The sequence below is a fragment of the Enterobacter sp. LU1 genome, assembly GCF_008271405.2.
Lineage (GTDB): Bacteria > Pseudomonadota > Gammaproteobacteria > Enterobacterales > Enterobacteriaceae > Enterobacter > Enterobacter hormaechei_C.
In genome coordinates, this window is sequence record NZ_CP043438.2 from 2180975 (window position 1) to 2194104 (window position 13130).

22 protein-coding genes are annotated in these 13130 nt (G+C 46.5%); 15 read left to right on the plus strand and 7 right to left on the minus strand.

The genetic code is table 11. From position 1 onward, the window contains the following. Positions 1-41: 41 nt before the first annotated feature. Together FZF21_RS10445 and FZF21_RS10450 are read right to left on the minus strand one after the other, a co-directional pair. Positions 42-236 (minus strand): hypothetical protein, encoded by a 195-nt coding sequence (locus tag FZF21_RS10445; RefSeq protein ID WP_058657198.1) that lies wholly within the window; start codon positions 234-236, stop codon positions 42-44. Further along, positions 223-540 carry a hypothetical protein gene (locus FZF21_RS10450; protein WP_149121367.1) on the minus strand — a complete coding sequence of 106 codons (318 nt, stop codon included), beginning with the start codon at positions 538-540 and terminating at the stop codon, positions 223-225. The genes FZF21_RS10445 and FZF21_RS10450 overlap by 14 nt, the downstream gene beginning before the upstream one ends. Before the next feature lie 190 nt (positions 541-730). On the opposite strand from FZF21_RS10450, the gene FZF21_RS10455 reads away from it, so the two are divergent. Beyond that, positions 731-1231 carry a hypothetical protein gene (locus FZF21_RS10455; RefSeq protein WP_058657253.1) on the plus strand — a complete coding sequence of 167 codons (501 nt, stop codon included), beginning with the start codon at positions 731-733 and terminating at the stop codon, positions 1229-1231. A gap of 230 nt (positions 1232-1461) precedes the next feature. On the opposite strand, the gene FZF21_RS10460 is transcribed toward FZF21_RS10455, so the two are convergent. Then, positions 1462-1872: a helix-turn-helix domain-containing protein gene (locus FZF21_RS10460; protein WP_058657203.1), complete on the minus strand. Its 411-nt coding sequence runs from the start codon at positions 1870-1872 to the stop codon at positions 1462-1464. An 80-nt stretch (positions 1873-1952) separates the two neighbouring features. Here FZF21_RS10460 and FZF21_RS10465 point away from each other — a divergent pair, with 80 nt between their 5' ends. The 6 genes from FZF21_RS10465 to FZF21_RS10490 are packed head-to-tail and all read left to right on the plus strand — an operon-like array spanning position 1953 to position 4894. Continuing rightward, positions 1953-2192 carry a Cro/CI family transcriptional regulator gene (locus FZF21_RS10465; protein WP_058657205.1) on the plus strand — a complete coding sequence of 80 codons (240 nt, stop codon included), beginning with the start codon at positions 1953-1955 and terminating at the stop codon, positions 2190-2192. Next, the gene (locus tag FZF21_RS10470; RefSeq protein ID WP_058657207.1) at positions 2192-2605 is read left to right on the plus strand and encodes a toxin YdaT family protein; all 414 of its coding nucleotides are present in this window, start codon (positions 2192-2194) and stop codon (positions 2603-2605) included. The genes FZF21_RS10465 and FZF21_RS10470 overlap by 1 nt, the downstream gene beginning before the upstream one ends. Positions 2606-2663: 58 nt before the next feature. Next, the gene (locus FZF21_RS10475) at positions 2664-2879 is read left to right on the plus strand and encodes a DUF4222 domain-containing protein (RefSeq protein ID WP_235423276.1); all 216 of its coding nucleotides are present in this window, start codon (positions 2664-2666) and stop codon (positions 2877-2879) included. Further along, a complete protein-coding gene (locus FZF21_RS22135) occupies positions 2876-3235 on the plus strand; it encodes an HNH endonuclease (protein WP_202209901.1) in 360 nt (119 codons plus the stop codon). The genes FZF21_RS10475 and FZF21_RS22135 overlap by 4 nt, the downstream gene beginning before the upstream one ends. Further along, complete coding sequence (locus FZF21_RS10485; RefSeq protein WP_149121366.1) at positions 3232-4215, plus strand: primosomal protein I; 984 nt, start codon at positions 3232-3234, stop codon at positions 4213-4215. Before FZF21_RS22135 ends, FZF21_RS10485 begins: the two co-directional genes overlap by 4 nt. Before the next feature lie 22 nt (positions 4216-4237). Continuing rightward, complete coding sequence (locus tag FZF21_RS10490) at positions 4238-4894, plus strand: DUF1627 domain-containing protein (RefSeq protein ID WP_058657210.1); 657 nt, start codon at positions 4238-4240, stop codon at positions 4892-4894. A gap of 411 nt (positions 4895-5305) precedes the next feature. Here FZF21_RS10490 and FZF21_RS10495 read toward each other — a convergent pair whose 3' ends face one another. Continuing rightward, entirely contained in the window at positions 5306-6067 is a 762-nt protein-coding gene (locus FZF21_RS10495) for a hypothetical protein (protein ID WP_058657211.1), read from the minus strand. 131 nt (positions 6068-6198) lie between these two features. Between FZF21_RS10495 and FZF21_RS10500 the strand changes: the two genes are divergently transcribed. The 3 genes from FZF21_RS10500 to FZF21_RS10510 all read left to right on the plus strand — a co-directional run bounded on the left by FZF21_RS10500 (position 6199) and on the right by FZF21_RS10510 (position 8357). Further along, on the plus strand, positions 6199-6504 hold the full coding sequence (locus tag FZF21_RS10500) for a hypothetical protein (protein ID WP_058657213.1): 306 nt from the start codon (positions 6199-6201) through the stop codon (positions 6502-6504). Between the two features lie 26 nt (positions 6505-6530). Next, on the plus strand, positions 6531-7517 hold the full coding sequence (locus FZF21_RS10505) for a HEPN domain-containing protein (protein WP_115469782.1): 987 nt from the start codon (positions 6531-6533) through the stop codon (positions 7515-7517). A gap of 261 nt (positions 7518-7778) precedes the next feature. Further along, entirely contained in the window at positions 7779-8357 is a 579-nt protein-coding gene (locus FZF21_RS10510; RefSeq protein WP_058657218.1) for a sce7726 family protein, read from the plus strand. Here FZF21_RS10510 and FZF21_RS10515 read toward each other — a convergent pair. Beyond that, a complete protein-coding gene (locus FZF21_RS10515) occupies positions 8317-9417 on the minus strand; it encodes a beta family protein (RefSeq protein ID WP_072202088.1) in 1101 nt (366 codons plus the stop codon). The genes FZF21_RS10510 and FZF21_RS10515 overlap by 41 nt on opposite strands. A gap of 443 nt (positions 9418-9860) precedes the next feature. Between FZF21_RS10515 and FZF21_RS10520 the strand changes: the two genes are divergently transcribed. The 3 genes from FZF21_RS10520 to FZF21_RS10530 all read left to right on the plus strand — a co-directional run bounded on the left by FZF21_RS10520 (position 9861) and on the right by FZF21_RS10530 (position 11127). Further along, entirely contained in the window at positions 9861-10061 is a 201-nt protein-coding gene (locus tag FZF21_RS10520; protein WP_072202087.1) for a hypothetical protein, read from the plus strand. A gap of 161 nt (positions 10062-10222) precedes the next feature. Next, on the plus strand, positions 10223-10534 hold the full coding sequence (locus FZF21_RS10525; RefSeq protein ID WP_149121365.1) for a Ref family recombination enhancement nuclease: 312 nt from the start codon (positions 10223-10225) through the stop codon (positions 10532-10534). Continuing rightward, positions 10531-11127: a hypothetical protein gene (locus FZF21_RS10530; protein ID WP_149121364.1), complete on the plus strand. Its 597-nt coding sequence runs from the start codon at positions 10531-10533 to the stop codon at positions 11125-11127. Before FZF21_RS10525 ends, FZF21_RS10530 begins: the two co-directional genes overlap by 4 nt. 218 nt (positions 11128-11345) lie before the next feature. Here the strand turns inward: FZF21_RS10530 and FZF21_RS10535 are convergent, their stop codons facing one another. Both FZF21_RS10535 and FZF21_RS10540 read right to left on the minus strand, forming a co-directional pair. Continuing rightward, positions 11346-11804 (minus strand): DUF3828 domain-containing protein, encoded by a 459-nt coding sequence (locus FZF21_RS10535; protein WP_149121363.1) that lies wholly within the window; start codon positions 11802-11804, stop codon positions 11346-11348. Then, a complete protein-coding gene (locus FZF21_RS10540; protein WP_149121362.1) occupies positions 11804-12166 on the minus strand; it encodes a CHAP domain-containing protein in 363 nt (120 codons plus the stop codon). Before FZF21_RS10540 ends, FZF21_RS10535 begins: the two co-directional genes overlap by 1 nt. 163 nt (positions 12167-12329) lie before the next feature. Here FZF21_RS10540 and FZF21_RS10545 point away from each other — a divergent pair, with 163 nt between their 5' ends. Further along, positions 12330-12677 carry a phage holin family protein gene (locus FZF21_RS10545; protein ID WP_149121361.1) on the plus strand — a complete coding sequence of 116 codons (348 nt, stop codon included), beginning with the start codon at positions 12330-12332 and terminating at the stop codon, positions 12675-12677. Next, positions 12670-13026, plus strand: a complete 357-nt coding sequence (locus FZF21_RS10550) for a D-Ala-D-Ala carboxypeptidase family metallohydrolase (protein ID WP_149121360.1) — start codon at positions 12670-12672, stop codon at positions 13024-13026. Before FZF21_RS10545 ends, FZF21_RS10550 begins: the two co-directional genes overlap by 8 nt. Positions 13027-13130 lie beyond the last annotated feature (104 nt).

Consider the following 13130-nt stretch of genomic DNA (forward strand, 5'->3'; position numbering starts at 1 on the left):
GCGCCTGGGTGTCGTAAACCTCTTTCACAACTTCAGAGCAATTAATGTTGCTGGAGCAGATCGTTAAAACGAGCGCGAATAATGGGGTCACGATTACACACCTCTGCAATAATTAACGTTTTTTCGGCGGCAACTTCATCCAGCATTTCCTGATCATCAAGAAATTCGGCAATTGTTTTTTTATTATTCAACGCAGCAAGAATGGCGTTGAGTTCTGCGATATTAATGGTCCGCATGGATCACCTCACGCAGCTGAGAGGCGGTTTTCTCCAGCGCCCGTTCCTGTTCTGAATACTGTTGCTGTAGCTCTGCAATTTTTCGGCCACGGCGACCGTTCTGGCACTCCATAGTGCATATCATTGCTTCACATTCACGACAACCAACGCTGTCAGGCCCGGTAGTGTCTGCTGACTTCTCAGCAACAATCAGCGCCGGACGTTCAACGGTCACCCCTGCGGTACCCGCCATGATCGCAGCTTCAGCTGCTGCCAGTGCTGCTTCAAGATCTGCATCCCCATCCGGGATAATTTTAATAGCCATTAAATTCTCCTTTAAAAAACGGGCGGCCCACTCACGGAGTCAAATCATGGGTCGCCAAATGGTACGGGCGACTTTTTTAGCTTTGAATGCGCCTTTCTTTTAACCGCATAAGGCTCAGCGGATCCTGCTATTCCCCAACAACAAGGATTCGTTTAATCTGGATATCCCCAACAACAATATGAGTAATGAAATGATCGCCGAATTTTCAGCGGCTATGGCCGCGATAAAAGAAACAGCAAGCCTGGCGAAAGTTATTTCCGATGCCAAAACCGAATCAGAGGTAAATGCCGCTGTAAGTGATTTGGTTTCAAAACTTACCTCGGTGCAGCGTGAATGCATGTCTCTCATTGAGCTCGCACGCTCTTATCAGGAAGAAACCGTAACGCTCAAAGCAAAAATTGCAGAGGTAGAAGACTTTAAAACTCAGACGGAAGGTTATGTTTTTGACCAGCTTGAATCTGGTGCGTTTGTGTACTCGAACAAGCAGGTCATTAACGATGCGGAAGTAAAAGTGCTCCTTTGCCCAAAATGCTATGCAAAAAGAATAGTATCTATACTTCAACCTACTGGAGAGCCTTGTTACAACTCTCATATTAAACAGTATTTTTATCAGTCTATTTGCCATAATTGTAATGTCTCATATCCGACGAATCCCTCTAATTACCAACTGGATGTAGGCTGGATTGGTTGAGTTGCAGGGATAACCAGATTTTTAAAGAGCGAAGCGTCCGGAAGGGCGCTTTTTTTGTTTCTGCCCTTAAGGCCGGGCCGCCGAACGGTACATCTACTGAGTAATCACTGTGCATGTGATTGTCGATGAGATGTAGATTAGATATGTCTAACAGATTAGGCAAGCGTTTTTTGTTAGGTATACCTAACAATGATGGCGTGATAAAAGTAACCTTCTGAATTTAGGTTACTTTATTTTTTGGATTGGCGCTGTCTGGCTTTGAGTAATTCTTCGAAGAGCTTATTGAAGTTTTTCACGCGAGCCCGCAATTGCTCGAGCTGTGCCTCTTGCTCTGACTCTGGCAGGGAATCGTAGAGATCAATTAACTCTCTGTGCTTGTCAGATAATTGCGGCGCTAATTGGATATCTTCTGCTGGAACTGGAGCCTGATCGTCATCACCAAACATCAGCCATGTTGGGGTGCAGGAAAGAGCCTTTGCAAGCGCAAATAATCTTGCACCTACCGGCTGCGTCTCGTCACGCTCCCATTGCGAAATGGTTACATGCGCTACGCCTGCGAGTTTGGCGGCTTCTCGTTGAGTTAATTTCAGCTCCTTGCGTCTGGCAAGGATTCGCTGTCCCAGACTGTTCATATTTTTCATAGTTAGACAATTCTAAATTTTATTGACTTAGGTATCCCGCGCAAGATATTGTTAGACATACCTAACAAAATGGAGGTCACATGCTTACGTGTGATGCGCTTAATCATTTCGGCACCAAAACCAAGTTGGCAAGGGCAGCAGGTGTAGAGCTGCAATCAGTTTACAAGTGGAAAGAGCTTGTACCTGAAGCCCGTGCTCACCGCCTTGAACAAGCATCGGGCGGCGTTCTGACATACGACAAAACCATTTACGACCAACACCGTAAAGCAAAACGAGCTGGCAAGAAGAATACCTCCCACCACCAGAAGGACTCTGATTAATGGAAATCAAACACGAACACATCCAGTGCGTGCTGCTGGCCTGGGCGGCGGAAGTAGGGCAGGCGCATGCCGCGGAGGCAATCACCGCAGAATACACCCGCCAGGGCGGCGCCGCGCTGCCGCTGGTGGCTGGCAACACCTGGAACAACCAGCAGAACATCTTCCACCGCTGGCTGGATGGCAGCACGCCGCAGCGCCGCGCAAAAATCCGCGAGCTGCTGCCTGCCATTCTGGCCGTTCTGCCGCGGTCCATCCGCCACCGCCTGAGCATCTACGACACGATCGAGCGCCGCGCGCTGCTGGCTGCCCAGGACGCGCTGGGCGCGGCTATTGATGCCCATGATGACGCGGTGGAAGCGCTATTTCAGAAAGTCATGCAGCACGCCGCTGCTGATTCACCGAAGTTTCACTAATCCGGAGGCAACTATGCGCATAAGCCGGGATATATCTGCCAGCGACTTAATCAGTCGCATGAAAAACGCAATGGTCAACGTGGTACCGGGTGCGCCTGTGGAACAGCGAACGGACATGATCCCTGGCATGAGATACCGCGCAGAACGCGGGCGCATAGTGACAGTTTTGCGCTGCTCGCAGTATCGCGTGGTTTATCAGCGCGAAGGTTACAGCGGCGAAAGCGAACTGAGCCGCCGGGAGTTCGATCGTAAGTTCACAGAGGTGATGTCGTGAGCGTGAAGTGTTGTGGCTGCCAGGAACTGCTGGAGGAAGATGAAGTTTTTAAGCTTGCCGATTCATGCGGTGTCGATATTTGCGATCGTTGCGCGAGCAGGGTGGTGCATAGCTATAACGAGTGGCACGGCGGTTTCAGCTACGCACCTGTAAAGCAGAAAAATCCAAGGAAAAGCATTTCAGCCGCAGTGAAGTTGAAGATATTTCAGCGGGATGGTTTTCGTTGCAAGCACTGCGGGACCAGTGAGGCATTAACCATCGATCACATCCAACCGGTTTCAAAAGGTGGCAGCAACCAAGATGAAAACTTGCAGACCTTGTGTGCCTCCTGCAATAGCAGGAAGGGGGTTAAGTGAGCCCGCTGATTCAACTACTTGATCGCCCGATCGCTTACCAGCCCGCCTTTGCGCAGCTCAGGGCGGGAAAGGTGAAGTCTGGCCCTGCGGCTGCCGTGCTGCTGTCTCAGCTCGTCTACTGGCACAACCGCATGGACGGTGAATGGCTGTACAAGACGCGGGAAGACATCAAAAAAGAGACCGGCCTGAGCCGAGACGAGCAGGAAACAGCACGTAAAAGACTCGTTGCCCTGGGCGTTCTGCAGGAAGACCTGCGCGGTGTGCCAGCGACTGTGCATTACCGGATTAATGCCGAGCGTCTGGAGGCACTTTTACTTGCTCCATGTCAGGCAGAATCACAGTTGGGTGCAACCCCGCCAACCAGACGGTGGCAACCCCGCCAACATGATGGCGGCAACGCACCCAACAAGATGGTGGAAACCCCGCCAACAAGAAGGGGGGAACCCACCCAACAAGCTGGTTGGGATCCCGCCAACTTTCCTACAGGAGATTACACAGAGATTACACAGGAGAGTACGCAGGAGATCACTCAAAAGGCTGGTGAGAAAAATTCTGTGGATAACTTTTCGGAGATCTACCCCGAGGCAGAAATCTTCGATGCTGAGAAAAAACGGTGGGGCACCGCCGAGGATCTGGAATTTGCGCAGTGGTTTTTTGCCCGCATCGTCGAGCTTCACGAAAAAGCCGCCGAGTACGACGGCATGCTATCGCTGCCAAAGGAACCTGACTGGCCCAGCTGGGCCGACGAGGTCCGCCAGCTGCGGGAGGGGCAGGGTTGTGATCACCAGCAGATGCGAAACCTGGTCGAGCGTATTCAGCGCGACCCGTGGTGGTGCCCGAAGATTCAGACTGCCGAAGTACTGCACGCCAAATGGCCAGAACTGGTCCTCAGGCTTTGCCCGGTGAACCTGGCCGACAGCAACGGCGTATTCGGAAAAATCAAATGCGATAGCACGATCCCCAAAGGGTTTCGTGGATAAGAAACAACGAGAGGAAATTTAGATGGAAACCGTATTAGACGTTCTAAAAGCCATGGGCAAAGCCACTTACCGTGATGTTGCCGCGCGTCTTGAAATCGAACCAGTGGTAGCCCTGAACATGTTGCGCGAGCAGAAAGAGCAGGGGCTGTGTGATTTTGCAGACGGCGGCTGGTTCCTCGGTACCGCGGCAAAGCAAAAGCCAAAGCGTATACGGCCAAAGCAGGAGTCAGATCTTGTTGGTCGGGTCCTTGCTGCGATGCAGGGGCAGGGAGCGATAAGCGCGGAGAAAATCGCAAAACTGCTCGGTAAAACCTCCCGGGCTCTAAATGCCTCGCTGGCTGCCTTGGGCAAGGAAGGGCGGGTGATACGCCATGTGGATGGGAAAAACATCACCTGGAGCTTGAAAAATGACGATGCGCCAGCACCGGCAACCCCAGCCCCGATCGCTAACGCCAGCCAGGCGGAATCTGCACTGGAAGAGAAAAGCACGGCCCAAATTGTTGAAGAAATCCCGGCATTCACAGCGCGCCCGGATGACTTAGTAATCCCTTCATCCCGGTTTATCTTGAGCGAAATTCGCCGCACCAAAGCGAAGCTGGCCAACCTGCAAAAGCTCCAGGGCGCCATGCGCGAATTGCGCCGCCACAAGAACCTGCTGGTGGGCCTGAACCATGACTGATTTACCACTCTGTCCGAATTGCGGGCAAAGGCCGGCCATGAAAGTTCGCAGCCGAGGTATGAACTGGGGATCTGCAGAAATTCGCTGTTAAAACGGCTGTCCAGGAATGCGCTCCGGTTTCTCTTTCCCATCTGGCGGCCAGGAATCTGCGAAAGAGGATCTTAAATCACAATGGAATTCACTGGTAAGCATAGAGGGAAATACAGAATGAAAGAGCGGGGCATGATTTTTAACGCGCAAATGGTACACGCAACTGGACTGTCGGAAGACGCAGGCGCGGCGGATAATCAAACCTAAGTCCAAATCGGCTCACCGCCTCGCTGCGGCCATTGTTGGGCCCACGTAGGATTTCAAGGGTTATAATGTTAGTGCGTAATATCTGGCCCTATTTATAAATAAGGCCAGATTGAACTATCTATCTTCATTGGAACCTGGGCGATATTGGGTGTCATCCGTATCTGAATTTTCTTCACCACTTATAGTGGTGATCTTTCTTATGCCTAAGCCAACACCTCGCGTGGGCTCCATTTTTAGCAATGAATATAATCGATTAAGTTCTTTATTTAAATCTTCAATCTCTCCAAAAAACCTTGTTTCTGCTATTTTGTGGCGTTCTATTTCATCAGCGAGTATTTTATTTCTGATGTTGGAGTCTTGCAATAATGAGTTAATTTCATCATTTTGTTGGTTTAATTCAAGTAATGCAGCATTCATTTCACCAACTCTTTCCTTAGAATTAACAATCTCTTCACGCATGTCTTGAATCTCTTTCTCAGCACCGGCAACGTGCCGCTCGTAAGTTACATCACGTTTAGCTCGGTATTTTTCTAAACTGATATCCGCAACTAATGCTTTTTTAGCTCTTATAGACAATAAGATTGCTGTTCTTGATATTGGCCTCGATTGAAGATATGTGATTTTTTCATTAATAATAGGGAGGATGTATGCCAGGCAAGCAGAAATTCCAAGAGGGATAATAAAATTAAAAGGGTAAACTGCATTGATATAAGCTATTCGGTTCTCCATCTTCAGTTCGCTAAACATCAAGACTGCCACTGGCTGCCAATTGAACGCAAGCCAGGTTAAGACGAATACGCCGTAGAAAGGACTCTTAATCCTGTCTGTTGATGTTTTTTTAACCGAAAGGTAGATTTCTTTTATTGTTTCCCACATCTCTTGTAATCCATTGGAAAAATCCTATTTTTATAATACATCTTTACGTGGTAACTACACAAAAAAAACCACTGTCTAGGTGTAAATGGTTGAAAAAACACAGAAGTAGCGCACACTATGAGGAAAAACGAATGCCACTATGTAACATCCTTTTGTTTGGCCATGGACGTGATGGTGATGATGTTTCCGAGGACTATGACGGTTCGGGTGTCTTGTTCATTGTTACAAAAACCAGAATGCATGCTACCGACCTTAACGGTAATGTTAAGGTCGAGATACAAGCATTAGATGAAAAAGTCGAATACCATATTGTTTCTTATACATCAGAGTTCGATGGAAAAACCTATCTTATAGGGACTGAAGATGGAGTTTTACCTGCGTACCTTGATGCAAGAATAAGAGCAACACGGCTTGAAGCTAAGCCGAATGACATCTAAAATTTATAAGGGTTTAGACAATAATCATGAATGATAGATACATTGATTACAGTAATATAAGTAATTTCCCAGATGAAGCTTTTGATATGGCTTTTAGAGTGGATGGACCGGTTGAGTTTGATGATACATGGCTAACCTCTGCTTCTAAAGAGGATCAGCATGACGCTGTCGAGGCGTGGTTTACAGACCGTTTTTGTAGTCCAACGAATGATACTCCATACAATGGAAGAGAGGGAGGTCATCAATATATTCATGGTGGGCCATACAATGCGGAAAGTGAGATCTTCAAAAGGTTTGATGGAATTATACCAGAAGATACTCTTCAGGAAGTTATATACGAATTAGAAAGAGAGAATGGTTCGGAATGGGCTCCAGTTAATCACAACCAGGAAACCGACTACGATGACTATTTTAATGTATATACCAATAGTCGGTGGGAAGCCAGAAGTAATCTTATAGAGTCACTAAAAGAAATAGAACTTTTTTTGAATCAACAAGATGAGATCAGTGGTTCCAAAAAACTTGCTTATCAAATGGCATATGGGATGATGATTTCTTGTTTTGAAGCATATTTATCAGAAGTGGTTTTATATTGGGCCCGTGAAAACGTTCAAACCCTGTATAGAATTGCTTCTAAAATTGATGATTTCTCAGAAAAAAAATATAAATTATTCGATGTGCTATTGAATGTCGATTCATTTCCCGTTGAAATGTTAAACTATTTGACGAGCAAAGTTGTTTGGCATCGTCTTGATAAACTTAAACCGATTATTGAATTTGGGTTGAATATAACAATTCCCAATCCTGCATTAATTATGAAAGCTATTCAGACTCGCCACGATATTGTTCATCGCGCTGGAAAGAATACAGATGGTGTGGTAGTGCACATAACTAAAGAGCTTCTTAATGACCTTTCTTCAGGTATTTTAGAATTCGTTTGCAAATTTGAAGAAGAGTTAGAACGGGAGTATCCATTGAATGATAAAGATTTTGATGATGATGTAGTATTGTGATGGCATTTAGTTTGATTTTAATATGCGTGGGGTGGTAACCCCGCGAGCATTATGTTTAATAGATAATATTACTTTTGTCTTGTCGTTTGTTTAAAGTATTTGGTCTATTTAATATAAATTGAACCTTATCAATGAGGTGTGTCTAAAAAATAGCCACTCTTCGTTTGCTTTCATATATAGCGCTGGATCACATGGCTTTCTATGGAATTGTGCTATAAAATGTCTATCATTGGGCTTTAAATGAAATGAACATATAGCAAAATGAGAGACATAGACGTTAGAAGAGCTGTGCATGCTAAAATTCTTAGAGAACATCATAGAGATCCTGATACCCTTGTAATTGATGAGTTTACTATGAGTTTGGGTGCCAGCAGAGCTGATATAGCTGTCATCAATGGCATAATGCATGGTTACGAATTGAAGAGTAAAAGTGACAACCTCCTAAGACTACCCGCCCAGGTAGAGCATTACTCTTCTGTTATGGATAAAGTGACTCTCATCGTTTCGGATTGCCATTTAAGCGATGCACTTAGCATTGTGCCGGCGTGGTGGGGCATTAAAGAAGTCACTCAGGGGGTTCGACAAGGCATTCATCTCAGAACTGTTCGGACCAGCAAACTGAATCCTCAACTTGATAAGCTTGCTTTGAGTATGCTCCTTTGGAAAGAGGAACTGCTTTCGGTCTTAGAAGATTTTGGTGAACATCATGGGATGAAAAGTAAGCCGAAAAGGATTCTTTGGTCTAAGCTCGCCAACTGTATTGAAATTGGCGAGCTTCGGCATGTTGTGAGGGCTAAGCTTAAAGCCCGTAAAGACTGGCGAGTTGATCAACCACTTTAGTTATATGGTGATTTTGTCCAATCCGGCGCCAAACTTCAGGACTACCAAATTTATAAGATCCTGTAGGTGAAGATTTAAATGCGGCATATTCTTTCGCGTAAGCCTCTATATCAGCATCCCCGGCACAAAATGTTGGGCCTGGGTATTCATGGTGGGCAACAATATCCTCGCTATGTTTCCCGTATTGCTCGTACCCAAAACGGGTGGCAACCTTTCCTCTGAAAACCCAAAAATCGTTATCACCTGTATAACGAACACTTGCTGTAGCGCTAGGGAAACGTGTTGATAAACGACTAAAATCTGGATGTTGGACTCCGTAATCACTATAAATTACTTTTCGAGCTAACTCGTTGCCGGCAAGAAGGTCTTGCCATAAAAGCCACTCTAAACGTGGCTGTGAATACAAACCAACCGATATATTGCTTAAATCTGTAGGGAATGATCCTCCGGCTAATACTATGCTTCTGTAGCCATTGAGAACGTTTAAGTTATTTACCAATCCCATGGCAAGTGTATATAGATCACCAGAATTTAACTTCTCTTCCGTTAAATCGTCCCTTAGATCAATGACGATGTCTATGGAAGAAAGTGGTAGGCCAAGATGGTTTATATAAGCTGTGATCAATTGCGGGTTTGCCAAATCTGTTGTAGTCAATCTGAGGCATACTTCATCTTGAACTAAACTATCTATTGCTTTACGATACGTAGAGTTACGAGTTGGAGATGTTACCGGAATTACTCTCAATCCTGCTGCTCGTGTCTGATTTATAGCATTTACTATAGGGTAGGTATCACTTGGGTCAATGAAGCGTTCCTCAATTAGAAGACCATCAAGGTAAATTATATTAATTTCGGCACAAGCTTTCGCTGTTTTCTTGCCAAAATCAACAAGCATGTCGTTGTAGCTTTTATCTGGTACCTCTGTATCAGGATCAATTGGCACCGGCTCTATTTCCAATAGTGGAATTATTTTTCCGGATATAGATTTATCTAACTTTTCTAAAGCTGAAAACTCAGCACGTTTAGTTTTAAGAATTGGAATGTATGATATATTATTCACGACCTTCTCTCTTTTTTAAATTGCAGTGCTTTCCTAGTATCCATCTGTAAACTTAGAAAAAAATTGATGGGCTTCAAAAAAATAAAAGTAGGCTGAGTGAAAATTGGTAGGTTATGTAATTTCTGAGGCATTCTACAAGATAGGAACCATCCACTTCTTGGAAATTCATTAAAGCTAACATTCACTAACACACACATAAACCGCTTTAGCGTTTTTTATCTTCGAAACATTTTAGCGTTGAAAAAAGCACTAATTCATAAAGAAACATATCTATAACATATTGAAGAATCTGTTTTTTATATATATTTAGTTGCTTTAATAGATATGAATGATAATTTAAGTATTACTAATTAATAAACTAAGCAATTTTAAATTAACCTGATATCTCCAACGTACATATACTGTGACTATATACAGTATTATTGTTACCAACGGGAGATATCATGCACATTTCTGACGATGTGATACCCGGCGCAGCTGGGCATACCGGCCCTGTATTGATCTATCTTGAAAGCGGCCGGATTAGCGGCGGATTTTTATTACGATCAGATGAGTTTGTTACCTCATTGACTGCTCTTGATGAAACGCGACAGCACGCAGGGCTTACTCCGTGCTCTTTTAGCCATCCGGTAAGTGATTTATAATAATCACTACGAGCTTGAACAACTCGCGACTGAGTAAGAACTGTGCCAGGGGACTTAACCATGGCACAAACTGAATCAACCAACACACCTGCTAACCATCTCGCACCTGTTAACGCCGAAGCCTTGGCAACTCCAGAATATTGGAATGAAAGGGCGGCGGCATGAGCAGAAAAAGCACATACAAAACCAAAGCCGAAAATGAGCACTTGGCCCGCGTTGCTGCGCTGGGATGCATCGTTTGTAAAAACATCGGACATGAAGATACCCCGGCTGAAATCCATCATTGCGGTAAAGGCACTGGCTTAGCCGTTCGTGCCGACAATTATCACGTAATCCCTCTTTGCGCGCTTCATCATCAGCACGGCGGCCACGGCGTTGCAATCCACGCCGGGCGGAAGACCTGGGAACAGAAATACGGTACTGAGGCGGAGCTGCTGGCGCAGGTAAACGCAGAACTGGGAGTGCAGGAATGAACACGACACGCCAACGCCGCTCCCATCAGTCGGCACTCGAGGCTGCAGCAGCTGCGCCGCGCAAAAGTTACCTGGGCCGCTTTACGCCGCTCACCGGCATCCAGTCAGCGTGGATAAAGTCTCTACTAACTGTCTGGGGCGACAGTATGCGCGGCAGTCTGGCACCACGAAAACCCCGCGCGCAGGCATGCTGGCGCTTCAGTAAAGGACGGCGCTGGTCTGATGCTGCGCTCGAGCGTTTCACCGCCGCGCTGAGTCAGGCGCGGGCGGAGGGATTGCGCGGGCAGCATGCCATGAACCGGGCGCACGCTATTCTCTGGCCAGCACCGCCGGTCAGCATCATTGATACAGCGCTGGAAAATGACGACGTGGATTTTGTGGAGCACTGCGTGCTGCAGGCGTTCGCGGGTGACGATCCGGTTTACGTTATCGGCCGGGACTACTACACCACGCGCAAGAAGATTTCAGACCTGACACGGGAGCTACAGCGAATTGCCCCGTGGCTGAGCCCGGAAATGGCGCGCGAACGCGTGAAGTGGTGCCTGCAGATATTCAGAGCAAAGGTCTATCTGTCGGCGAAAAATCACTCATAATGAGCTAATTGTGCCTATCTAACGTGAAAAACTTGAATTCCACCCAGAAAGTTCGATAATCCATTCATGCTTGGCAGAGCTGCGCCGCACGGCAGCGAAGATAAGCGAACAATTTGAACATAACGAGAACCCCGCCGACGCGGGGTTTTTGCTTTCCGGCGATACGGCAGGGGTATTCGCAAAGATGCATTGCATCAGTACCCCTGTCATATCGTCGATCATTTGTCGCCAGTAACATTTCGCGTGTACTGTGCAGCTGTAACTGATTGCACTTTCCACGCCTCGTTTTCTTTGACCATGCAGTCAACGACAACATGCTCCTGTTTCTTGCCGAACGCGATGTAAACGTTCACGCAAACCGGGTCGGTATCTACTGCGATAGCGGCGACATTCACGGACCAGTCATCACGAATATCCTGGGCCTTTAAAAACAAATCAGCATCGTAAAATACGTCACTTTCTTCTCCATACCCAGGATCCTGAGTATGACGAAGTTTTTTCATTGTTGATGCTGTGACGTATTTATCAATCTCGCGACCGTCAATGATTGGGTAGATGTCTTTTGCGATCTGGCTTACATACCATTTATTGAACTTCACCGCCTGCTCAGCAGGTCCGGGAGGTTTCGCATTAGCAACAGCCGACACCATGCAGAGTAAAAGTAATATTTTCTTCATTACGGATGCCTGTAAATTGTGATTTTTGGCTGAAGTTTTCGGTACGTCGGACCAGGGTAAAGAGTTCTTTGTTTGAAATCTGAATACCAGGTGCCGGAGCCGTCGTAAATGCATGCATGCCCATGCTGGTTTTCACCGGGGAGCGCATCAATCACAGCGACATCTCCCTCAATGAGTGTGCCGTAGGCTTTGCTAAACCCCGCCTTTTCGAGAGAACGCCAAAATTCTTTAGCGTCTGCGCCTTCAATTTGCAATCCGCCAGCGCGTATCGCAGCCGCTACCGCGCGGGCGCAATAACCCCCGCTTTCATGATGAGCGTGGCTGCGAGCATATGAAACGGCCTGATGTTTTTTCCATGACATAAAATTTCCTTATTAGCTGAACAGTTAACAAGGGAAACATTACGCCGATAAATTACAGGATTTTGTAATTAATCGTGACCCGAATTTAACCACTATCAGATTGATAAATAATGGTTAATACATTCATAAAAAATCTTTATACCCGCCTGGGTAAGGCAAAAATATGGTTGAAAAAGAACCCAGCCTCATGGGGTGGCTTGCGGCTGCCCTGGCGTGGCTTGCGAGCCATCCCTATGCGACCTGGGGTAGTATTACAGCTTTCTTCGCGGCTCTTTGGTCAGCGTTAAAGGATGGTGCCGGGTGGTCGGCGTCGATATTTGCCGCGTTTCTCGCTATCGCTATCACACTCAGTATTTTGGCGGTCATGCGCAAAACCGGGTTGCATGAAGAATGGATGCCGATCGTCGGCATGCTTGTGGGTTTCGTGGGTGCAGACAGAATCCGCGCGGCTGTGCTCGGTGCATGGGATTCGCATAAAAATCGTTTTAACGGAGAAAATAAAAATGGGTAACGTTTCCCCGCATTTCGATCGTAAAGAGTTCGCGTGCAAATGTGGTTGTGGTTTCACTGCTGTAGACGTCGAACTGCTGGACGTACTGGAAACGGCGCGCAAGCACTTCGGCGCTGCTATTACGTTGGCCTGCGCCTGCCGCTGCGCAAAGCATAATGCAGAAGTCGGTGGCGTACCCTACAGTCAGCACCTGCAGGGCATTGCCGCTGATATCAAAGTGGCTGGTTTTACCCCGTCGGTAGTCGCTGATTATTTCGAAAGCCAATACCCGAATAAATACGGCATCGGGCGCTACAGCTCGTTCACGCATATCGACATTCGCGAAATCACATCTCGATGGAAAGGATAACTCAATATTTTATTGATATAGACCGCTATTACTTACTTTTCATATTGACTTTGTTGAGTTTTTTTGAGACTTTCCATTTTTTAAAAGCCCTTTATATGTATGGA